We start from the raw sequence: 22,909 nt of genomic DNA on the forward strand, positions 1-22,909 counted from the left end.
TCCGGCCTGCCTCGGGATGTCGATCAGCAACGAAGATCGCCCGCGGCGATATGCTGGGGTCGGCCTCCGTTAGAGGACGATATGCTGACTTTGCGGAATTGGTTGCGAGGGCGACGCGCATGATCGGGAAATGTGTTTCACCATGGACTTGTAAAAGGCTGAGCTGCGTATCCGCGGGGTATGTCAGATGCTCCTAGTAGACCTAGAACATTGAAGCCACTGAGACTGCTATCTCAAGGTGTTCGTGATTTTCTGTGGGTGCCGGCCGCTCCCCCGGAGGAAGAAACTGATGCGCACGTCAAGCGTCTGCAGGGGATGACTTCACTTATTGCGGACCGCTTCTTCGAGTTACAAGCGCGACAAAAAATTCTAAACCCCATGCTCTATGACCCAGAGCTTAGCCGCGCGATCGGAAAGTCGTATGCAGCTAACGCATGGAATTTTCTGATCCAGTCTCTTTTCTTCGATCAGATAAGGGGTATCTGTGCTGTTGTGTGGGATAGAGATCCACGGACTTACTCTGTCAGAAACGCTATCAGACTCTTGGAGCGCGGGGATGTACTTGGAACGATAAGGGCCGAGCAGTCTCAACCTGTTCGCATGTCTGAGATCACGCCAATTCCTCCGGACATTCGGGAGCGGCTTTACCGGAAAGAGGCGGCTCGCTTAGGCGAATCCTTCAGTAAGCAGTATGAAGAGCTTTTCCAAAATTGGAGAGAATTTCAAAGTCAGGGTTATCGTAAGCCGTTTCAGACTATAAGAAACCGAGTCATAGCACACCACGAAATCGTCGAAGGAGAGGATAGATTCGATACCGTTGACGTCAGCGAATTTGGCCTGAAATGGGGAGACACGGACGCGTGCCTCAAAAAGCTTGCGCCTGTAGTCTTCGGATTAGAATTGGTTGCAAGAGGCCATTCGTACGCGTACGAGCAATTTTCGGAGATTCACGAAAAATGGGCTGCCGACCTTTGGCGCCGCTTATTGCCAGCACACGAGAATCTCGCCGTGACGTCTGAGGAGTAGCTCGGCCGCGTTCCTGAATCCGGGTAGGTGCGATCGCACTGGTCCTTTTCTAAGAAAGATCGGTCTATGGCAGATAAAGAACTCCAAGTCTTCCTGACTCTGGGCGAGCAGGACTTAACCGGAAAGCTTGTCCTATCGGGAAGAGATACCGTACTGGCTGTGCATGCAAGGCGGCCGATCATGGAGCTGCCCGAGTACGTCACGTGCGTATGCCAAGATGGCAGAAAGGCGAGCCTGCTTGACTGCGTGAGACTCGGTTGGGGCTCTAGTAAACACGATCAGGAAGTCGTCTACAGTGCGCAGGCGTTCCCTCATTTTGTGGCACTTGGACCACGGCATTACCGTGCGGAGGAGCTCTCGGTAGCCAATTTTTCCTTCCATTTGAGCGGCGCCGAGGGACTGTTCTTTGACATTGAGCCGTGGATTCCGCCCGATCGTGAAATCCGCCACGATGACGCGTCGGATTATTCGCGTACTTTCGGCTTCTACGGCCCGGGCGTCATCTTCGAGGCGGATACTGCGATAGGACGGGTGTCTGCCTATCATGCACCGTCATTCAAGGGGCCGAGTATGTCTGGGTTCTCTGCAGAAAACCAAGTCCGCGTATCGGTCGAGCCGAGTAGTCCAATATGTATCCGCGAGGTCATAGATATCACCTACCGAATCCGGTGCTTCGCGGAGGTATGCTCTGGACAGTCCCAAAGCGTCGCCGATGTTTCATTCGTGAGCATCGACGAACTTCCGACGGGCCATACTGTCACGTCGGATTTACTAATCTCGCACAGCGAAGATGGTGTTAAGCGGGATCGGTACGCGACGGGCTATGACATGTTGGCGGCGCCTTGCCTGAACCGCGAGGACTTTGAATCTCTCGTAATGAATTGGTTTGCGGAATGCAGTAGCCATCGGCACGTGTCGTTGTCCCGCTTCTCCTCCAATCTGAGGAATGATAGCTATTATGATGCCAATCGGTTGGTAAGCGCCGCGAGCCTATTTGAGTGGTTTGATTCTTCAAGAAAGGTCGAGTTACCGGCAGACATTGCTTTTGTCATCGATCGGACAAAACGGGCATTGTCATCACTTCCTAATACCGACGTGCGCGATAGATTGCTAGGCGCGTTGGGGCGCGCACGTGCCGAGACGCTTAAGCTGAAGATGGAGAGGCTGCTAGACGGCGTTCTCGATGATTTAAGTGCCTATGATTCTTTTGACCGGGGAAAGGCGGAACGGGTCGTCGCGCTGGCGGTTAGATGTCGAAATGCATTGGTGCATGGCGGTACCGATGAGAGGACCCGTACTCTACTTGAGGAATATCAAGTCTTCCTTACGGACACATTAGAGATTCTGTTCGCGTGTCTCTGTCTACATAGTTACGGGTGGAAAATTCGGCGAGAAGACGAGCGCCACTTACGAGGTCATACGCGTTACGCAACGTTCCTGCGAGAATTTGATGACCGAGCGGATAATGTGATTGGTGATGCTGACGGTTAAGGCAGTTGTTTTGCAGCTAGTGGGCTGATCTTAGGATCGCTGCTGTCCGTTTTTAGTCTTTGCGTGAGAAGGTTGCCGCTGACAGTTTCGTTGCTTCTCCTTGTGACGGGTTGCGAGGATGCCGTCAGGGAACTCGGGCCTGAATTCGGGGTTGGTGTACATCGTGAAATTACGACATCGAGATTGCTGGCGGACTACGGTCCCGTACTTGAGACGGTAGTGTCGCTTGCCGATTCGAAAGACGACAGTGAAGCAGCGTCCATGCGAGCAGCGCTGGATCGGAAATTCTCGGATGACTCAGCAGTTCTCGAGATCAGCTTCTACGGACCGTGCTGCGGTGGCCGTGCAACGATAGAGTCGGCATACAGCTATGTCGCCGCAGATTTCGGATTGCTCCAGAAGTCCTGTGGAAGCGCCAATTTCCCTGGTCAGGATGATTTGATGCGATGTGATTGGGCAACACCGCGGGCCAGGAGTGGGATGTCCTTAGATATCGACGGTACGAAAAAGTCGAGGGAGTCACTTGGCTGCTTAAAGCCGAGTTTCAATATGCCGAAATCCTGGAACGCGTCGGTCCCTGAGACTGCTTTGTTCAGCGACTGCGGTTGGCCAATGACGAGGTCCCGAGGGCGTTGCTCCGGCGGCGGGTGATAACAGACAGTTGATCAGGAATACGATCGACTGCATTGCATCTTTCACGACAAATAGACGGTCTCCGCGGCTTCCCGGCCGGCCTTTATCAAGCCCAGGGCTGAGGACTCGTAGCGTAGATACCTGCGAAACTGGAGTGTAGAGGCTTGCGAAACTGTAGGGTAGGCACGTTCGGCCCTGTGCCCGATCCGGAATCGCCATACTCCCGCATCGTCGACCGCGACCTCGATGAACTACCGCCGCGACTGCGCCGCTCTTGATCGATGAGTGGCAGAGTGGGTTCCCGCCCTCCGGGACGGCGTCCCCGTGGGCCGTTGATCAGGGCAGCCTGCCGCTCAGCGTGCCCGAAGCGGGCAAATCGCGTCTCGAAGGCTGGATCCTCGGAGTCTGCTGACGAGAATTCTCAGCATGAAACAGCGGTACAAATACGGAACACTTCGGAAAACCCGACCCTTTCGCCAAACTAATACAACCTATTGATTCCGAATAATTTTCCCTAACTGTACCGAAAATAGCCTAATCCAATAAAATCCATAACTTATTGATTTTATTGGCTTTGAAAATCCGCGTGTCGGTGGTTCGATTCCGCCCCTGGCCACCAAATCTATCTTTTTGCCTGAACTGTCTTGCCGGTTCAACCAATAGCTTGCCAAACGGCAAGCTTGTGGTTTACCCCATTGATTGACCGATGAAGTAGTATCGAATCCCTGGTTGTGACCGCCAATTTGCCACCGATCGGCGTTCAGAACCCTGCAGACTTGAACCATAAACCTGCCAGAATCAGACTGTCGCTCATAACCTCGCCGAGATCGGACCAAGACCAGCCCCATGCGCCGGAAACGGCGGTGACACGACAAGGCGATCGGATGCGAGGTCCAGCCTGCATCGGGCAGTTCGTTATCGTCAAAGTGGACAATCAGCGTCGATCGCAGGGTGATTTCATTCAACCTTGAGGCGCGCCCTATCGGGAAATACAACGAAGAATGATAGGCCAGAACCGGCAATCGATAAGTAGTCGCTAAATCCCATCAAACCATTTGAACTAGACATGGACTTCCCAATAGGCCCGCCAAAGTTGTGGCAGGCAATTGAACACTTATCTTGCCTGCTTCGTCTTCGACCGCTTTCACAAGCTCTTCAACAAACAGTCGCAGCGTAGCTTTGCGGTCGCCCGCTTCATTAATGGCTTGGAGCCGCATCGATCAAAAGGCGGAATCCCTATCAGACACGACACACCTATGCTTCACAGCTGTTAACCGGCGGCGCTAAACCTTTATATGTGGCTAGCCAAATAGGTCATCTGGATTGGGGTATGATCCGACAGATTCACGGCAAATGGATTAACGAACCGATTCTGGAGTTGGACCATGGCGAGCCGCGCCCCGAGCATTTCTCACCTTTCGATTGACTTGATTGGAATTGGAGACCTTCTCTCCCAAAATTTCCTGATCGTTCCGCGCAATCAGCGCTCATACGCCTGGAATAGCAGCCATGTTCTGGACTTCTTTCAAGACATTACTGGTGCGTACGAGAGAGGAGAGCCAGAGTACTTTCTTGGAACTGTGGTGATGAGCGAGGCGAAGAGTAGCTTTGAGGTGGTTGACGGTCAGCAGCGACTCGCAACAGCGACGGTCTGGCTGGCTGCAATACGCGATTACGTCGCGGCCACCGACGCCGAGCTCGCACAAGACCTAGAAAACGAGTATCTACTGAAAAGAGACCTGCGAACGCGCGAAGTTCTGCCAAAGCTGCGATTAAACAGCAAGGACCACGATTTCTTCTTAAAGATCGTGCTAAACCGTCCCGATAGCCCGGAGAGGCATGTAAGTCCTACCCGTGATTCACACGATCGCATTTTGGGCGCTCGCGATGTCGCCAGGAAACACGTCCAAAATGTCGCCGAGAATACAGCGGACCCCATTCAGTCATTGATTGATCGTCTGGACTATCTGGCGAAAAGTGCGCGAGTGATCTACGTTCGGGTTCCCAATCACTCCAACGCATATGTGATTTTCGAAACACTGAACGACCGCGGCTTAGAGCTATCCACTGCGGATCTTTTGAAGAACTACCTTTTCGGACTTTCAGACGACCGCCTAGAGGAAGTCGAGGGGTACTGGAATGAGATGCTGGGCGTCCTTGATCTCGTTGGAAAGGAGCAGCTCACCCTGACCTATCTGCGTCACCTTTGGAGCTCAATTTACGGTCCGACCCGGGACAAGCAGCTTTATGAGGCGATCCGGAAGAAGATCAACAACAAACAGCGAGCGATCGATTTTGCTGCACATTTAGCATCAAGCGCGAAGTTGTATGCCGGCCTAGTAAGTCCAAGTCACCAAGTCTGGAATCAATTCGGCGACACGGCCCGCCAATTCGCGGAGACCCTCACATACTTGCGACTGGAACAGTTTCGACCCTTACTGCTCGCAGTACTAGAGAAATTCAAGAAATCAGAAGTAGCCAAAGTCTTGAGGCTCCTTGTTTCATGCTCCGTTAGATTCTTGATCGTCGGCGGTCTCGGAGGAGGCACTATGGAGAGAGTCTACTGTGAGGCTGCTATCAAGGTCCGCGAGGGCGACATAAAGACCGCAAAGCAACTTCGGGCTGAACTCAGCAAGAACGTCCCGAGGGATAGCGAGTTCGAGAGTGCCTTCAAGGCCGCACGAGTATCACAGGCGTTTCTAGCTAGGTACTACCTAGCCGCTATAGAGCGGCATTTGAAAGGAAAGGAGCAGCCCGAGTATGTTCCGAATCCGAATGCGGACGAACTCAACCTGGAACATGTACTTCCGCAGAATCCGTCTGCGGATTGGGGAGACATCGACGAAGAGGAGGCGCACGCGCTGTACAAAAGAGTCGGAAACCTCACCCTCCTAGCGCAAAAAGTAAACACAGAGAGCGCCAACGCCGGTTTTGAAGGAAAGAAGCCGAATCTATTGAAATCTGAGCTGAAACTGAACAGCTATTTCCAGAAAGTGAAGAAGTGGGACGCTTCCGAGATTGAAGAGCGCCAAGGGGAGTTGGCGAGTCTGGCTCCAAAGGTCTGGCCCCTATAGGCTTGGCGCACCGTACTAACAAAAAAAGCGCATTATCCGTTGATTTCGCAGTAAGTTCTGTGGGTTCGATTCCCGCCCTCCGCTCCAATTTCCGCTTAGGACTTTCGCTTACGGTGAACGGGAAATCCGTCAAGTCCAGCCCCCGCAAGGGCTTGAGGCAGCGTTACCGCGCTCTCGTTGGTAACACTAGCTTGCCAATCGGCCAACTTAGCATTCCGCCGTCGTTTTCGCTGACGACGATAGCCGTTTTGTATGCGCGTTAGCGCGAGTCGGACATCTTGTCTCCGGAGGTCAGAGGCACATATGTTCGCCATCCGTTTCAACTTTCTCTGGCTCGGGTAGATTCCTTGACTTGCAATACAGGGAAATCCGACATCACGCATGGCTCGAATTACGGGGATGCAGTCAAACCTCACAAGATTTGAACTCAGTGGCGTTAACGAAAGTCAACGTAAACGTCCTTCAGAATCTACCTTTATGACCAAAGCCTCCATGTCATTTGAGAGCGGCTCGTCTTCAAAAGTCCCTGTACCAGCAAAACCAGCCAGATAAATATCATCATTGTCGGACACGGCAACTCCAAATATTTCGTCGTCTCCGGCCGAGCCGAATTGCGATGCGGCAATTAACGCGCCGTCCGTCTCAGCGACGATTACGACGGCGGCATCTCTACCGCCGCGATTCGACTGACCAGAGAGCTCTCCCAGGGTGTAACCGCTGACAACTACGTCACCGCTCGTCAACAAGCCGATATCGTTTGCAAGGTCTGTTTCGGGAGTGCCAACCTGCGATATCCACGAAATGTCTCCCCTTAACGTCAATTTGGCGATGACTATATCGGCTGCACCGTAATGCTCTGTACCGACCGTCCCTGTTGCATGCCCCGCTGCAAACAGGTGGCCATCAGCCGAAGCCTGCAAATTCCATAGATACGCCACGCGGTTCTCGACAGGGTCTTCTCCAATTAAGTCGCGATACTGCTTTATCCACAGTTGTGCGCCGTCTCGATCATACTTGGCGATAAAGGTATCGGCTTCCTCTGCGAGGCCCCCGCCATCTGCGTCCCCACGCGTATATCCTGCAACGTAAACATTGCCCGAGACATCAGTCGCCACACCAACTGCTTGGTCAATCTCGCTACTGCCGAACTGCCTGGACCAAACTTTTTCGCCATTGGAGTCATACTTGACGATTACGGCATCGTCTTGTCCAAGCGGCGAATTTCCATCGAAGCTGACAGAACTATATCCAACCGCGTAGACATTGTCCTGGTTGTCGATCGCGACGGCTCGGGTTCTTCCGCCTGCTGTGACTGTACGCTCCCAGACAACTACGCCGTTTGGGTCATGTTTCCTGACGTAATGGCCGGATTCATATCCAACAGTGAGTATGAAGCCCTGACTGTCCAGTTCCATGTCGAAAAGAATGTCCTGATTGGAGTCTTTCTGAACGCCCCAAAGGACATTGGAAGCCCTAGAGATCTTGCTTATGAAGCCCTCTAGGTTGTCAGTCGTATTTGATCTGTACAAAGAGCCATAGGTGCGGCCGGCGACGAAAAGCGCGCCGTCTGAACTGACATCGACTGCATAGACCTCTTCAACAGACGGGGTCCCTAGCAGCAACGAACGACGCCAATCCTCCAATATGAGAACTGTTTCGGAGGAAACCGGATCGATCTCTGCAAAATCGGCTGAATCTAGTGTAATGCCTATCGATTCCTGGTATTCGTTCAAAGCATCCGCGAAAACATCGATTTGTATCCCCGCATCGGTGGTGCCAGCGGGAATCACTCCCGAAAAGGAGTTAGTTGAGTAATCTCCGTCAATATCTCCATTGGGCGTTGCAGCAACGATAAACGATGTATCTACGCCACTTGGACTCGATAAAGAAAATACGATTTCCGCAGTACTTCCTTCATTACCGATAACAGTTGCCTCTTTAGCTTGGATAAGCGGCATCGCGTCGTTGTCGAGGATAGTGATGGGCGTTGGCTGATCGGTGGCGGCAGAAACGTAAGGATCGGCGGTATCGAGTTCGATAATGAGCTCCTCGGTGAGCTCAAATAAAGGGTCATCGATGATGGCGATATCAATTACTGCTGCCGTCTCACCTGCACCGAATATGAGATTGCCTGCTGCACCAACGAAATCAGAGTCTAGGACGGCGGTAGCGCTGCGAAGGGTATAGCTCACTGAGACGGCGATATCCGTCGGTTGAGCGACATTTATGGATATCTGCCCACTACCAGCACCTTCGGCAAGTTCGGTTCTCTCAGCTACGAAAGTATTTTCCGTGACAGACAACTCGAAGGCGAGCGTGTCATTCGAAACGCCGTCGGAAACTGTGATAGCAATGTCAGGATACTGACCGATATCGGCGAGGGTTGGTAGGCCAGATACCTCTCCGGTCACGCGGTCAATCGCAAGCCATTCCGGGTTCCCATTTATCGTCCACGTGAGAGTGTCGCCATCAGGATCAGCAGCAGAAACTGAGGATGAGTAACGGGCCCCACTGGCCACTTCCTCGACCATAATTCCTGAGATCGTTGGCGGGCTGTTTGGGGGCGTCGAGGTGGAATTCCCACTACTGCCACCACCGCCGCCGCAGCCAACCAAGACAAGCGTGACCGCGGACCAAATCGCCGTTTTTTCGCGTGACATCCCACTCACCACCGCATCCTCCGTGAACCAGTGGAGTCTGAAGGATAGGATGACGTATAACTGCGGACTATTTCACAATAATCCGGCGCGATGACGGTACCCCGTGAAGTAAGCCACGTTTGATATGGGAGACTGAGCAGAAAACTACAGCTTCTACCTGTCGCTTATAAAGGGAGCCAATCCGGGCCGCAGATCGGGTGTGTCTCAAGCGCGTGGAGTTCGTCGGAGTTGCAGACCGCTCGGCCGAGCGCTGCGATCGGGAGCATAATGGAATAAGGAGGCTACTGGACCGATGACCCCACGAAATCGCATCTTGCAGGAACAACGTGAATGGGCACAAAACCGTGGCCTCGACGCAGATGCACGTGGCTATCTCGCGGAAGTTGAATTGAATCTCTTTAAACCGATGACGGAAGCAACACGCTCTGCGTTCGGCCGAGGGAGTGGCTCCGAGCTTCTAGACACGTCCCGGCGCCCGGCGAAGATGAAGGCGTTGCATTCATCCTCTGCTCTTGCGGTGAACTTCTTCGATGCATGGGCTTGCCGAGATGGGTCTCCGCTTCAAAACGCCCTAGATTTAGAGCAGGAGATTTCGGAGATATCGTTCGAGGCGCAATTTGCGACGGGTCTAAGGGGGAACCCTCCCAACCTTGATGTAGCTCTTTCTTTGGCGAATGGGTTCAGCATAGGCATTGAAAGCACGTTCACCGAGTGGTTGACACCGAAGCCAGGTGACAAGAGTCCGTTTAAGGAAAAGTATTTTCCTGGCGGGTCCGGACTATGGGAGATGCGAGGCCTTTCGGCTTCGGAGAGTCTCGCGCGCATGATCCGAGATCGAAGCGTGGTCTTTCGGTATCTTGATGCGCCTCAGTTGCTAAAGCATGCTCTCGGGTTGGCGACTTCATGCGGCGGGCACTTTTCTCTTTTCTATGTCTTCCTGGATTATCCGTGTGACCAATCGGAGCTTCACCGGGAGGAGATGACGCGCTTTGACGAGATTGTTGGGGCTGAGCTTGGGTTTCGAGCGCTCACCTATCAGTTTCTGCTATCGAAGCTCGCGAAGCAGTCAGGAATCGATTCGGGCTATGTGGATTATCTACGCGACAGGTATTGCAGAGCAGCTACGTGCATGGAGCGTGAGCTTCGGGGTCGTGGGATCTCCTAAGCAGTCAATCTTTTGGCTCACTAGAATGCTTATCCCAGTGGCAGCGGACGCATATTCCAGTTAGGCGGGAGAGCCACACCAAGGGTGGCTGCTGCGGTGAGGTTACGGTAAATCAACGATGACAAGAGTCAAAATTGATTATTCAACTCGGAGATTCGGTTCTGGCGCTCCAAAGCCTTGAGGCTCAGCAGTGAAAAGAAGGCACGGGCTCCTTTCTGGAGTGTCCTATCGGCGGCGGAATCCGATTTTTCGTTGAGCGTGTACCAGTACTCTAAGGCGAATCGGCTCTTGGTCTTCTGCTTATTTGGAAGCTGAACTAGACCAAAGTCACCTTCCCGGCTGACCAGCTTCCCGACTCCCAGTTTTGGATTCCAAATTTGGTCTCCTTCTCTTGCAGATTGGGCTCGCTCAAAACCTTTCGCGGAAACCGGTCTAGTTAGGTCCTTCTGTGATGCTTCGACGGCGAGCCGGATGGCAGTCTCGAGGTTTGTCGTCCTTGTGGCAACCGTACCTTTCCCGGCGCCACCGTGGGCCGTCTTTGCGTAGTTCGAGACAATGGTCTTTGCAGCCTCAATGTCGATTTTCTGTGCGTGTCTCTTGCAGACGCTATCGTATTCATTGAGCGTTATCAGCTTGGGGAGCTTGAGATTGATGCGGACAAAAGCAAAGGGTGAGAAAAGGGCGTCCGACAACAGTTTTCGGTGCCTGTCGTGATACCGAATTAGCTTCGTAAGGCTGCTTGCGGACGACGCTTTCCCAAGAAATTGGAGTAAAGCGACGTCGGGCGCCATTGACTCAGGAGCATTGTCGATCAGCCAGGCCAACCAACTCTTGGGATCGGCTTGAGTGGTGTATATCTTCTGCAGCCTCGCAGTGACCTGGCGCTTCGGAATCGGGTTTCTGCATCTACTGTCGAAATAGCCTGTCAGTAGTGACTCTAGGCACTTCCCTCCAACGACAATTCGCCCACCGGTCGACTCAAATTTGACCAAAGCCCCCTGCTTAAACGTTGTACCGCAGAGTTCGCAACTCTGTCGGGCATTGTTGCTTTCGATTCTTACACTCTTGAGCACAATTAGAGAGCGACCAGCCTTCCTGAGGCTTCTGGTTCCCGCCAGTGCTTGTAATGAGCGTGCTATTGACTCGCGTTTACTCATTCGGATGTGTCAGCTAAAGTTCTTTCGGGCTTATCAAGGACCAACGCGAACACGACGTTCTGGCCGCAGGCCGGGCCATTTTCCCAAAATAATCCCTCAAGCTACTGTGAGATACTTCTTGGACCAATTGCATAGGCTTCGTCGGCAAGAATATCGGATACCAAGCCAAATGAGACTTCGCGTCTTCCCGCTCAATCCTAGAGGAGCCCGGAATTGCCAGAAGGCTCCGTTGACTGACCACTGCGTGGATAGTCTATAGCACCTCATTTGGGCGCCAAACGAGGCCGCCTCCGCCTGAGCTCTTAGTATCCGCAGTTTACGAAGAAGCATCAAAAAAACGGCGTCTCGTATCGGAAGCCCTTATCGATTGTTTCAATTCTCGCGCCGCTCCATCAAACTCTCGCACGATACCGCTTGCGCCAGTACGGAATAACGGCTCAGCTTCCTCGACATCGGAAGGGCATATGAGCGCAAGGACAACGATCGTACCCTTAGGCTTCGCTTTTCGCATGTTCAGGGCGAAAAGGCGGAGTCTAGTCCCAGAGTATGGTCCATTCGCTAGAGCGGACGACCGTGCCTTCACACCGCGGACAAGGTTGACCAGATGACCAGAAACTCACGTCGCAGCTTCCGCATTCTCGGCAGACAGGTGCTACCGTCGTGAACTGTGAGGTGAGCGGAGGGAAAGGAGAAGCTGTCCGATCCTCAGCTGTAGTCGCATCCTGCAGCAGGTGACACTTCGCACACCAGATTGTCTGCGTCTCGACGTAGAATCCTCGATCTGGTCCCCCACTAACCTCAGCAGTCAAATTGCAGTCGCGACAACTGAACTCGTAGCGGCAACCCATAGGCGGCACCGGTATTCAAAGGCAGTCCCAGCGTTGAGGTTAACCGGAGCAATCAAGACAAAACGACTAATACCTTCACATTTCCAGAGAGCCAATTTCCTTAGTTGACTCTTCCCCCGTACTTCAAATCAGGCCTGAAGCACAGGGCCGGGGCCGTGCAGGTCACCCCGATGCCGCATGTGGCGAGCGTAAAGTCTCCCGCGAATTTTCCCTGTTATTGCTCTTTCTTTGACTACATTTCTAGCCTTAATGGTAACTGGCGGATTTGGACCACATAGTTCGACTTTGCCATGTGGCTCTCCCTTATTGAGCAGAAATGCCCATTAATGAGACTTTCCGACCTACCGATACGGGAAACTTGGACACGCAAGCGCTAGCACTGTTCGTCGCAGGATGCGGCCACGGTGATGGCCGCTGATTGCACGCAACTCATCACACCGATTAGAAGGAAGCACTTTCATGAAGAAACTCATTCTCGCAATCGCGTTGCTGACGGTGTCAGTTCCAGCTTCTGCCCAGTGGGTCGCTGGTGGTGGATACGTCAACCTGTCCGACGAGGAAGATGGTCTTGAGGTGGATCTCGGCGCAATCTATGGATCAATCGGCTACCTAATCGAAGGTGAGGGGAATTTCAGCTTCCTTCCTGAACTACGTCTCGGTTTCGGCATCGCTGACGATACAGTCTTAGGTGTGGACGTCGAAGTCGACAATTTCCTGGCACTTAGTGTACGAGGGCAATACACCTTTGAGTCCGGGCTCTATTTGTTCGCGAACCCGTCCTATGCTCGCTTGGAGGTGACTGCCTCTGCTGGCGGCTTCTCTGTCTCGGAAGACGACTGGGAATTCGGCGTTGGCGGCGGTGCAGGATATAAATTCACACAGCAATTTTGGGGCGAGCTGGCCTACGAAACTTATGATGGTACCGATGCCTGGGGCATTGGCTTCAAGTACGCTTTCTAGGACTCGTCTCGCTAATTGCACGGCCCGCAGCGCAGTCTTGAGATTCAGAGACCGCTACATAGCGGTCTCAAAGTTTCGCCTCCTGCGGGTCGTGCGGGCGAGCTCTTGAATCGAGTCATCGTCAGGGGGCGGCTCATTCAAGAGCCCGCTTATCTCCAAGGCCTTTAGCGCAGGTCCGAATCCAGTTCCGAAAGACCTATTCCAAGCGCGACTTTACGGAAATTGAAGACGCGACTCAGCTGACGACCGTACTCAATTGATAGTTCCGCTCGGGTGCTCGGAAGGATTTCCTAAGTCCGCCGCCCGAAACACAAATGTAAGAAAATCGCCTTGACCGGGAGGCTTGCGATTGAGCAATCTCTTGCAGGTGGATGCTTATGTGACACGGCGAAATTGAAGCTCCTGCGATGATGCTTCCCAATCCGAGAGGTAGAAAGCCGCGGAGTCGTGACTCCGCTGCGGTGAGCGGCACGGTCGCCGCGCTTGTTGCTGGGTGCCTTAAAGCAGGAATGGTCGCATGGTACTTTCGGCTGCCCTTGCCCCCCGGGCCTAGAGCGCGAACTGACACGTTTGGGCGTTCCGCAGCGACCGGCAGAGGCCGACTTCGCGCGTTCTCCGACGCAGCGCCGCCCAAGCCGACTTCCTCCAGCTGGCGCTGCTTGTTTCTTCTTTTCGGTTCCTGTGATTGCGATCACAATCCTTGCATAGCAGCTGCGAATGGCCTCCGGTTCTGTGACTAGCGTCCTGCCAATCGCTTCCGGACAAATTACGGTTCAGCTACGGATTAGTTCTTCGAGACTACGCATGACGATTAAATCCACGACGATATTAATGCTAGCTGTGTCTGTCGCGGCTTGCGCATCAAGCAAATCTACCGTTGTTCCGGGAGGTACGCACGATGGTACGCACATCACCAAGATCGCCGTTGTCAGCGATAGCGTGCTAGCCGACAGTGTCGGCCTGAGCCTGTCTTCGCGAGGCTTCGTTGTCTCGCCTGCCAACAGCGGAACGGACCCAATGGGTTTAGTCAGCGAGAAGCAACGCCGACCGCTCGTTGATGCCGGATTCGACGCTGTACTTATCGTCAGGTCGACAAATGATGACGAGGGAAGGCCGCAGAATGCCAATGCGCTGATATATTCGGTTGACACTGGCCAACTTGTGACCGGAGTGACATGGCAGAATGGCCATGGCTTCGGTATTCGATCATCAGTTACCAATCAGGCGATGAAAGCTAACCAGCATGAGGCCGCTCAAGAGATCGCGGATGACCTGGCGAAGGTGATCCCGCGCTAGCGGCCCGCGCGCAGCCAATAGCCGTTGCTGGGTTGGCTGTTAAATCTATCTGCGGACAGATGTCCGCAGTGAGCACCTTCTTGCTGAGGGTTGAACTGATGAAGAAATATGTAATGGTCTTTGTTTGGCTTTTATTCGCCGTTTCAAACGCTGGGTGCGCCTCGGGATCCGCCCTTGTCACGGGGGACCCCAGATCCGCGATCGAAGACCATACAGAGGTCCGCATTTTGACGGAGATGCCCGACGAAGCGCAGCAGATTGCAGTCGTGAAAGCGTCATCGGATTCCGGATGGACGCAGCAAAACCGCCTCGACTACGCAGTTGATGAACTGAAGAAGCAAGCGGCAAAGGTGGGGGCAAACGCTGTTGTGCTGACTGGACGAGACACATCGAGTCAAACAGTCGGGGTCCCCGTTTACGGTGGCGGAACAGTTGTTAGCTCCTCAGAAGTAGAAATAGTCCAAGGGATAGCGGTCTGGGTCGACTAGCCGCGACCGCGGGATTTGTGGGGTCTTAGTCGGGTATCGGGAGCTGCGAGGTCGCTTCACGAGCAAGCCCAGCGTTGACGTATGCTATATGTGTGCTATCTCCGGCATCGATACTACGTCAATCAATGTCTCCAGTAGAAGACGCAAGCTAAAGCTGCCTCTCCTCATCACGGATTCCCGGGTCCATCCAGATAGGCGAGATTCCGTCGTACTTGTAAACCAATATGCTGGGCAGCAACTAAATTCGAACATAGCCGCCACCCGCACTCAAACCATTCGAAATCCGGAGATTTCCGAAACCGCGATCGTGCCGTCGTCGCACGGCTGCGAAGATGCGGGGACGAGTCTCCAGCTTTGCGTGTCGCGCATTCATTCTCTGATAAAACCACAGACCTGACTGGCCGTATAGGAAATGACGTCTGCGCATGGTCGGGAAGCGACCATTGCAGCTCGCTGAGGTAAGATCTCCGCTATCGACCCGAAGCGGACCCTGAGGGTCTGCGTGAAGCCTCTATTTGGTAGACGCAAACTGTGGAGCGCCCGCCACAGCACACGTGCAAAGCACAAATGCTGCAGCGGGCCTCAGGCTCTTTTAGTTACATGCCGCCGAGGTTTTCCCAGACACGATTGCCTGGCTTGATTTGATTGGTAGTCCAGTCCGCGACGCTGATGCCGTTACCCATCACCTCATAGGTCTGCTTGTCGTTGGCAAGAAAAGTATGCTCGAATCCCTGACGAATGAAGAACCGGTAGTTGGGGTTGGATGCCGCTGCCGCCGTTATCGCTTTCATCTGCGCATTCCATGCACCAAACGCAACAGGCGTTGGCTCCCCATTTTCCAGCTGTCCGGTCTGGAGCGCATAGAAAAAGACTTGAACTGCATCAAAGTCGTGAGTAAGCGCCGATAAGCTGCCTTCCGGTGTGTAGTCGGAGAGGAGCCCGAAGAGCGCAGGCGTGAAAACCTCTGCGGGTGTAGTTGCCAAAAAGGTCTCATTTAGACCCGGCACAAAGGGCGGAAGACTATCCTTGACACCCCAGCTTGCAGCATCGGGCGCGCCCGCATCGTAGATTGTCTGATTATAAAAAGCCTGAGTCTGTACACCAATAGCCGCGTCTGAGATCAAGTTTAGTCGCGCTCGTGGCGCCATTTCTGCGACATAGGGGTACGCGAGAGTTGCGCCGTAGCCACCCGCACTCAGACCCGTAACGGTAATATCCCGTGCGCGGCCGAAATCTATGTTGTATTCCTTGCGGCCTTCCGTCTTGAGCCAATTGAGCACTGACAGGACATTGTCGGAACCGCGATGCTTGATCTCTATAGGCGGTAATCCCGGCAGTTCGTACTCTACGTCTTTGCTACCCCAATGAATATCACCCGAGCAGTACGGCACAAAAACCTGCGTGTAATTTTTGTAGGGGTTGTCCTTGTTCGAGATGTCTAGCAATCCCTGCCCCTGGCCGAGACCTTCAGCTGTTTCATCAAGCTCTACGGTGTAAGTTGAGGTCCCTGCAAGCGGAGAGCCGATGCAGGTCGCCGCATCCCAACAAGCGCCGCCACCATCCAGCGCAATCAGAATTCGATTCGGATTGCCGGCACGAACGAAGAAGTAGTAGTCAGACTTGCCAGCGCGAAAACCTAGTGGGGACTGATCATCCTTCACGGGCCCGCCCGAACATGAGGGCTGCACGCTACGAGATATCGTTCCACCATCTCCGTCTGGGATTTCGACTTCGTATGGGCCGGTCAGGTCAATTCGCTCCCACTCTGAAGCGTTCGCCGTATTGGAAAAGATCAATGCTGTGCCAATTATGCTGGCCAGGAGGATCAAAGAAGTGATTGATTTCATGCCTCTACCTTTATTCTTGTCAGTTGCGGAGTCTGACGCTATCTCAGTTTTGTGGGCGTGACAACAGCGGTCGGCCAGCAAGCCCTATTGATGAAGCGGTACTTATGTTAACCGCCGGACATCGCGATGGCAGAGCTGGGTCACGCTACCTTCGGTCCTGCCCGGGCTGCTGCATGACAGGAGACCGCTTCTGGCCGACTGCTGACCATTTACCTCCGCTGGAACTGGCCGCTCAAACGTCTGCTCCCGGTAGAAGCGGACACTCCGCTACAGAGTTTAGTCCGGACCTAAATTCGCTGCTCGAGGGCCATCGGAGTCCGATTTCGGCAATCTATTGGTTGAAAAGTCGGATTTCGGCAAGAGTTGTGAGAACTCAAATTGCGGACAGACCGGCGATTTATTCCGATTTTGGCAAATTTCCGCGCAAATTCGCGGCAAAATCATCCCTGAACCGGCATTTACTTGCCGGTCAAATAGCTTGCCGAACGGCAAGCCTATGGTTTATCCGTTGCTCGGCAAGCTCATGACTTAAGCTGCCGATTGAGCTCCAGCAGATTCGGCAGGCGGCCGGACAATTCGGTCAAGTCCGCGACGGTCAAATGAGCGAAGCAACGGTTATGCTTCTGGTGCCGACCACTTCGGATATTCGCCAATCGAATGACTCGACCTCCGCGATGGATCACAGCGTTCTTGCTGATCGTGATCGGCTTTCTCGCCTATCACGTCCTACTGACTCCCATTCATCTCCTGTTTAGTGCAGCGGAATTTCCGTTACTGAGAGCTCCCATTCTTGAGGAAGCTTTCAAGGTCTTCGTCGCCGCCAGATTTCTCAAGTTCGACAGTCATTTCAGGAGAGCATTACTGGTTGGGGCTGCCGCCGGTGCTGCCGAGACGATCATCAATGTTTCGCTCAACTACGACGAGGCAATCGCTGACATTACCAACTCCTTCCCCGAGCTCTCGACATGGGTGCTGTATATGAGCGTCACCCTGGGGGTTTCAGCGAAGCTGGGACTGGCAACGGTCGGCCATACCTTTTTTGTCTACGCTGCCGCTATGATCGCAAGAGGTTGGAATTTCTGGACGTTCGCCGTCGCCGCAGCGATACACTATGCAGTTAACCAGCTGATACTAGCGCAGTGGCCCGGCCCATGACCGCTCGCGTAGGCTCGGCAGGCCGATGAGTAGCGAACCCTTCGCGCTTTACAATCGATCCAGCTCGCTCTCACAGAGCTGATCCAGCAAGTCCTCAATCGCTGGGGCCGTTGATTCGGGAACGGAAACCGGATCAAGTCCGGCTTCATCCAGATCACGAGTAAACCGCTTCGCCAGTCGGTCGACGATAGCGCGTTGCCGATCATTTCGCGACATGAGGTCAGCTATCAGCCTGCCAAGCGGACCGCTCTTGAGTCCAGGGGCGACTTCGAAGGCCAGCATGCTGAAGATGTTCGATGGCATTAGGGATGCCTGTTCCTGCTCGGACAAGCTGTCGTACTCTTCTGCCTCAATCCAGCCCAGCTCTACCGCACCGCCCTTCTCGAGAGACAGCGATTCTCCTACGCGGTGAAGAACCATCACGCGTCCATGCAAAGCCGCTCTGTAATACCATTCCCTCGCCCGTGCCATGTGACCGAGAAACTCCTCTGATAGAGGCCGATTGAACGTATAGAACATCAGGTCCGGGTCTTCGAGCATCAGATAGGGAACGGCTTGCTCTTCGGGCCATTCCCTCGCCCGCATCACTGACATCGCACCGAGTACGACCATGGCCGCTGAATCCCCCTGGGCTGCGAACTCGAGCAGCTGTTGTTCCGTAAGGCCGCGATACAATGCGATCGACGGTCCGGAGTCACTCACTGCGTGGAACCGATCCATGTCCCGGACAAATACGGGGTGACGTTCAAGCTGCGACACTGTCAGGCAGGGCTCGGAGTGGCCGCCAGCGGACTCTGTTCGGCCTTTGGTGACGGCTTCAGGTTCGAGCCGGCCGCTGCCGTCGCCAGGTTCAGGGTCACCTGCGGCCGGTTTCGGAGCGCGTGAATCGTATTTGTGATCCGTGGCGGTTCGGGTGCTGACGAGCAAGATGCCCACGATGACAACGAAGCCCACCGCAAACATCCATTTCAATCTCAAAGATCGAAGCACGAAACAGTCCCTCTGGAATGCATGCTAGTTAATCGAGGACGACCGCTCCTGGTAGAAGCAGACACTCCGCTACAGAGTTTAGTCCGGACCTAAATGTCTCCCAAGAGGGCCAGCTCGAGATCGAACCCGTGATCCGCACGTAATTCCGGCGGATCGAGCGAGATCCGTCCGGGCTGCCCATCAAGCTCTACCCATTCACCCGAAGGGCGGTCTCGGCCGACGACCCGCAGCCCGTGGAGATAGACCCTCGGGTCTCCTTCGGGCGCCGGTTCTGGCCGGCAGGGGCGTGCCGACGGCCATTCTCGCCGATCGCTTCAAGGCCGGGGATTCCCTGACTGACCTGGCGGAAGACTATGACACCTTCCCGCAAGTCATCGAGGAGGCGATCCGCTGCGAACTCAGCCGCCGCGAAGCGGCTTGAGAGCGCGCGCTTCTATCTGGACGAGTCGATCTTCTCCCGTGTCCTGCGGGGGGCGTACTCGTCAACCGCGGTCAAATAGGCCAGCCGTGATTCAGCCGTGATGCAGCTGTCGATCTCCCGGCAGGGGTCTGCGTCGACCGGCGGACCCGGTGCTATTGCCTGCGGGTACTCCGGCGCCTGTCGATCCTGTACGAACGGCATCGACACAAGGATTGCCACGAGACCAATCGCTGCAGCCAAAGACCCCGCAATCGCAAGCCTGCGCCGCCGGCGTCGCGCACGTGCCGCAGTGAGAACACGCGTGGACAACTCTGGCGGCGCCGAAGTCTCCTCCTCCAGTGCTCTCCAACGGGCTGCCAACGCCTCCCATTCGATGTCGTCTGCGCCTGATCCTCTACTCATCCGTCCGTGCACCGTAGCTGCCGCCCAGCGACTCCGAGATCAGTCCCTGCATGGTGCGGCGGCCGTTGTGGATACGATTCTTGACCGCATTGACCGAAATCCCAAGCGCCACAGCGATTTCATCATACGTGAGCCCGGGGATCTCCCGAAGGTACAGGGCTTCCTGCTGACCCGCGGGCAGCCGACTGAATGCCGCCTCAATGATCCGGCCCAATTGCTCTGCCTCCGCCAATGCATCGGCCTGACCCGCGATGCCGTCCACGTCATGAGTGCTCGTAGCCTCGCGGGCGTGCCGCTTCCGCTCGCTCCGCTGCCGATTACGGCTGACGTTGACAACAACCCCCAGAAGCCACGTTCGAAAGGAAGACTGTTCGCGGAATGTCCCTAACTTCTCGAGCGCGACAAGCATCGCCTCCTGCGATACATCCTCTGCCAGATCGGCGTCGGGCCATGTGAGGCGCCTCGCGAAGCGATACACATCATCCTGGTGCCTCGAAAACAGTTCTTCGAGTGCCGACTCGTCTCCGGCCTTGGCGGCGGCCAGCAGATCGCGCTCCACGTTGCCGCTAGTGGACGGCACTCAGAAATCGAGGTTTCGGGGCTTTTTTGGCAGCGACTCCGCCGTGGTGGGAGTTTCGTCAGGGACGATTTCCAGGCTGAACGAGTCCGCATACATTTCGCCTGTGCCGGACATTAAGGCTCCGAACAGAATCCGGGTGGCGCTCTCATCGACGCGGACTATCGTCTCGTACCGCTTCCAGTCCATAGTCCCGGTCACGCCGCGGTCGTTCATGTTGTCCAGCACGAGCACATCCTTGCCCTTGTCGACCCGGAACCAAAGGCCTCCGTAGCCCTTCTGGATGTCGGCCGTCTTCAGATAGCCGGAGAGCTTGACCGTCTTCCCGGCATACTCGGCTGCGGAGATCATCTGGCCCACTCCACCGAAAGTCCCGGAATCATCCTCCAGCTTGCGGATCCTCAGCGCCGGCCCATCCAGGTCACCTGCGGATACGACCTCGGCCGAGTAGCTTTTCATACCGGAGTCGCCGATCTCGTACCAGCCTTCCGGCAGATCGGCTGCATTGGCAGCCATCGCCAGAGTGAGGAACGATAAGAAGGGAATCGCAATTCTCATTTGCTGTTCTCCAGATTGCTGGGTGGTATCCGATTAGTGTCACCTGCGTCGTGGATGTTAGACGACGGGCTGCAATTGCAGATGACGCGGCCGCTCCGAGGGGCAGAGCGGACGGAGTTAGCGAATTCGATCTACTGGGCGCTATCGACCCAAAGCGGACTAACGTTTCGCGCGTGAGATCGTAGCGAGGTATAGTTTTCGGAGGCGTTCCACATGAAATGGAGGAGCGAAGTGAAAAAACTCGACTGCCCGCACTGCAAAAACCCGACAATTAGTTGGTTGCGAAAACAGTTTCTTGGCCCAGCACGAAGCATTCGCTGCCCTGAATGTGCTGCGAAGATATCGGTATCCCGGAAGAACTCATACCGTGAGATAGTTGCGTTGGTGATAGTGGTTGCTTCCCTTGCATATTTCGGCGCGGAGATTCGTAATCTGCTTGGAATTGCATACGCCACGACATTAGTAGCCGTACCCTTCGTGCTGGCTATCGGCATCTACCATCACTTCTTTGTGCCCCTAGAGGTCAGAGCCAGACCAAGAAGCGAACGAATTGCCGAGCTCTTCGGGTCTGAGGGCGCAGCGGACTAGGGCGGCAGAAGATTACGAGTACAAGATCAAGCTCGCCGCTATTGAAAGGCCGCTTGTGGCCGACTGCCGACCATTTACCTCCGCTGGAACTGGCCGGTCGAACGTCTGCTCCTAGTAGAAGCGGACATTCCGCTACAGAGTCTAGTCCGGACCTAAATTCGCTGCTCGAGGGTCATCGGAGTCCGATTTTGGCAAACTTCCGCGCAGATTCGCGGCAAAATCATCCCTGAACCGGCACGGTCACTGCCGGTTCGCCCAGATGATCGCCGTTTGGCAAGCGTCTGCGCTAACTAGCTGTAGATTCCGCTATTTTCCAAAGCAGAACCGTTCATCGCGATTCAGGCGGGAAATGGTGTCTAGCGCACGACGGTGGATCATTGTCCCCGGGAAGCGGCTTGCGGCAGCTTCAGCGTCACTCCAACGGCAGGCCGAGTTTCGACGTCCAACGGTCCAGTGCGGGACGCGGGTTGAGATTTTCGTCGTACAGGCCGGTATCCCGCCAAATTCGCGCGACGGGATCCTGCTGCAGCGTCTGATTCCACAGCGTGTCGTAGTCGGCAAGGAAGAACCAGACGATGAAACGGGCGTCGAGCGTTTCGGCCGCATCGAACAACGCGTCGAGGTAGGCTGCCTGCTTCGCAGCATCGCTCGCGATGTCCACGGCGAATTCCGGGATCGTGACGGTTTCCGCGGCCCAGCCCGTCTCCACGACCGCGATCGGCTTGCCGCCTGCAAGCGAGGCTGCCTGCGACAGCCAGTCCGTCGGCAGATTCGCCGGGTCGCCGCGATCCGCATGTTCGAAAAAGATGTAGGGATACACGCTGATCCCGAGGACGTCGATGTGCTCGACCAGACGCGGCAATTCGGCGCGGATCGTCGCGGCGTCGGACGATGACGGCGACTTCAGCGCCACGCTGATCATGAGCTGGACATTCGGGAATCGGGTTCTCAGTTCTGCGGATACTGCCGCCGTGAATTCGACGAGGTCGTCGTACGCAGCGCTGTCGTTCACAGCAAGCTCGCTCGCCTCGATGCCGAGATTGAAGTAGTCCGGACCGAAACGTTCTATCAGGTCTGCCGCATAGTTCGTGTAGGCGGCGATAACGTTCGGGTCGTTGATTGAACGTGTGTCCCAGGGCGGCGGCAAGGCGCCGTTCGGTGCATTGCCCCAGTATTCTGCGAGCCCGTCCCGCCCGCCGTTCAGCGGATTCAGCGCGAGATAATCCCGCATGCCGGCTGGCGTATTGTTTAGCCGGGTGTTCAGCTCCGCTTCGAGGTTGCTTGAGTAAGGGGTTCCGTTGAGCGCCTCGTCCCACGGTATACCGCCATCGAGATGATGCGCGATAAAGTCACCGCGCGACGCCGCTTCCGTGTATACGAAATTAACAGCCGTAGTGCTTGCCTCGTAAGGCCAGGGCGTAAAGCCGAGGGCGAATGGCCGGGTGTCCGGTTCGGGAAGCGGCATCGGCGTCGTGGTGTCGCTCGAGCCGCCGCAGGCCTGCAACAGGGTGACGAAACCGACGAGCAAGGCCGACAGCAGGCATTTCAGCGTATGTGCAGTCATCGTCATGAG

At 55.0% G+C, this 22,909-nt stretch carries 17 protein-coding genes; 10 read left to right on the plus strand and 7 right to left on the minus strand.

What is annotated here, in order from left to right:
- Positions 1-210: 210 nt before the first annotated feature.
- From ACJMKX_RS12920 to ACJMKX_RS12930, 3 genes are all read left to right on the plus strand, one after another.
- A complete protein-coding gene (locus tag ACJMKX_RS12920) occupies positions 211-1,026 on the plus strand; it encodes an AbiU2 domain-containing protein (RefSeq protein ID WP_405226001.1) in 816 nt (271 codons plus the stop codon).
- Positions 1,027-1,092: 66 nt separating this feature from the next.
- Positions 1,093-2,517, plus strand: coding sequence for a HEPN domain-containing protein (locus ACJMKX_RS12925; protein WP_405226004.1), 1,425 nt, complete (start codon positions 1,093-1,095; stop codon positions 2,515-2,517).
- Between the two features lie 2,018 nt (positions 2,518-4,535).
- Complete coding sequence (locus ACJMKX_RS12930; protein WP_405226007.1) at positions 4,536-6,224, plus strand: DUF262 domain-containing protein; 1,689 nt, start codon at positions 4,536-4,538, stop codon at positions 6,222-6,224.
- 446 nt (positions 6,225-6,670) lie between these two features.
- Here ACJMKX_RS12930 and ACJMKX_RS12935 read toward each other — a convergent pair whose 3' ends face one another.
- A complete protein-coding gene (locus tag ACJMKX_RS12935) occupies positions 6,671-8,884 on the minus strand; it encodes an SBBP repeat-containing protein (RefSeq protein ID WP_405226010.1) in 2,214 nt (737 codons plus the stop codon).
- 292 nt (positions 8,885-9,176) lie between these two features.
- Here ACJMKX_RS12935 and ACJMKX_RS12940 point away from each other — a divergent pair, with 292 nt between their 5' ends.
- A complete protein-coding gene (locus ACJMKX_RS12940; protein WP_405226013.1) occupies positions 9,177-10,049 on the plus strand; it encodes a PGN_0703 family putative restriction endonuclease in 873 nt (290 codons plus the stop codon).
- Between the two features lie 128 nt (positions 10,050-10,177).
- Here ACJMKX_RS12940 and ACJMKX_RS12945 read toward each other — a convergent pair whose 3' ends face one another.
- Positions 10,178-10,873: a hypothetical protein gene (locus ACJMKX_RS12945; RefSeq protein ID WP_405226016.1), complete on the minus strand. Its 696-nt coding sequence runs from the start codon at positions 10,871-10,873 to the stop codon at positions 10,178-10,180.
- A 1,640-nt stretch (positions 10,874-12,513) separates the two neighbouring features.
- Between ACJMKX_RS12945 and ACJMKX_RS12950 the strand changes: the two genes are divergently transcribed.
- The 3 genes from ACJMKX_RS12950 to ACJMKX_RS12960 all read left to right on the plus strand — a co-directional run bounded on the left by ACJMKX_RS12950 (position 12,514) and on the right by ACJMKX_RS12960 (position 14,798).
- Positions 12,514-13,014: an outer membrane beta-barrel protein gene (locus tag ACJMKX_RS12950; protein WP_405226019.1), complete on the plus strand. Its 501-nt coding sequence runs from the start codon at positions 12,514-12,516 to the stop codon at positions 13,012-13,014.
- A gap of 804 nt (positions 13,015-13,818) precedes the next feature.
- Complete coding sequence (locus tag ACJMKX_RS12955) at positions 13,819-14,310, plus strand: hypothetical protein (RefSeq protein ID WP_405226022.1); 492 nt, start codon at positions 13,819-13,821, stop codon at positions 14,308-14,310.
- 68 nt (positions 14,311-14,378) lie between these two features.
- The gene (locus tag ACJMKX_RS12960) at positions 14,379-14,798 is read left to right on the plus strand and encodes a hypothetical protein (RefSeq protein ID WP_405226025.1); all 420 of its coding nucleotides are present in this window, start codon (positions 14,379-14,381) and stop codon (positions 14,796-14,798) included.
- A 596-nt stretch (positions 14,799-15,394) separates the two neighbouring features.
- On the opposite strand, the gene ACJMKX_RS12965 is transcribed toward ACJMKX_RS12960, so the two are convergent.
- Complete coding sequence (locus ACJMKX_RS12965) at positions 15,395-16,645, minus strand: pectin acetylesterase-family hydrolase (RefSeq protein ID WP_405226028.1); 1,251 nt, start codon at positions 16,643-16,645, stop codon at positions 15,395-15,397.
- Positions 16,646-17,335: 690 nt separating this feature from the next.
- Between ACJMKX_RS12965 and ACJMKX_RS12970 the strand changes: the two genes are divergently transcribed.
- Positions 17,336-17,800: a hypothetical protein gene (locus ACJMKX_RS12970; RefSeq protein ID WP_405226031.1), complete on the plus strand. Its 465-nt coding sequence runs from the start codon at positions 17,336-17,338 to the stop codon at positions 17,798-17,800.
- 48 nt (positions 17,801-17,848) lie between these two features.
- On the opposite strand, the gene ACJMKX_RS12975 is transcribed toward ACJMKX_RS12970, so the two are convergent.
- Positions 17,849-18,790, minus strand: a complete 942-nt coding sequence (locus ACJMKX_RS12975; RefSeq protein WP_405226033.1) for a hypothetical protein — start codon at positions 18,788-18,790, stop codon at positions 17,849-17,851.
- 286 nt (positions 18,791-19,076) lie between these two features.
- On the opposite strand from ACJMKX_RS12975, the gene ACJMKX_RS12980 reads away from it, so the two are divergent.
- Positions 19,077-19,211: a hypothetical protein gene (locus ACJMKX_RS12980; protein WP_405226036.1), complete on the plus strand. Its 135-nt coding sequence runs from the start codon at positions 19,077-19,079 to the stop codon at positions 19,209-19,211.
- 394 nt (positions 19,212-19,605) lie between these two features.
- On the opposite strand, the gene ACJMKX_RS12985 is transcribed toward ACJMKX_RS12980, so the two are convergent.
- Together ACJMKX_RS12985 and ACJMKX_RS12990 are read right to left on the minus strand one after the other, a co-directional pair.
- Positions 19,606-20,172 carry an RNA polymerase sigma factor gene (locus ACJMKX_RS12985; RefSeq protein WP_405226038.1) on the minus strand — a complete coding sequence of 189 codons (567 nt, stop codon included), beginning with the start codon at positions 20,170-20,172 and terminating at the stop codon, positions 19,606-19,608.
- A gap of 21 nt (positions 20,173-20,193) precedes the next feature.
- Positions 20,194-20,748, minus strand: a complete 555-nt coding sequence (locus tag ACJMKX_RS12990; protein ID WP_405226040.1) for a hypothetical protein — start codon at positions 20,746-20,748, stop codon at positions 20,194-20,196.
- Positions 20,749-20,961: 213 nt separating this feature from the next.
- Here ACJMKX_RS12990 and ACJMKX_RS12995 point away from each other — a divergent pair, with 213 nt between their 5' ends.
- Positions 20,962-21,336 (plus strand): hypothetical protein, encoded by a 375-nt coding sequence (locus ACJMKX_RS12995; RefSeq protein WP_405226043.1) that lies wholly within the window; start codon positions 20,962-20,964, stop codon positions 21,334-21,336.
- Positions 21,337-21,748: 412 nt separating this feature from the next.
- On the opposite strand, the gene ACJMKX_RS13000 is transcribed toward ACJMKX_RS12995, so the two are convergent.
- A complete protein-coding gene (locus ACJMKX_RS13000) occupies positions 21,749-22,906 on the minus strand; it encodes a glycoside hydrolase family protein (protein ID WP_405226045.1) in 1,158 nt (385 codons plus the stop codon).
- Between the last annotated feature and the right edge of the window lie 3 nt (positions 22,907-22,909).

The sequence above is a fragment of the Lentisalinibacter sediminis genome, from assembly GCF_040706615.1.
Taxonomy (GTDB): domain Bacteria; phylum Pseudomonadota; class Gammaproteobacteria; order Steroidobacterales; family Woeseiaceae; genus Lentisalinibacter; species Lentisalinibacter sediminis.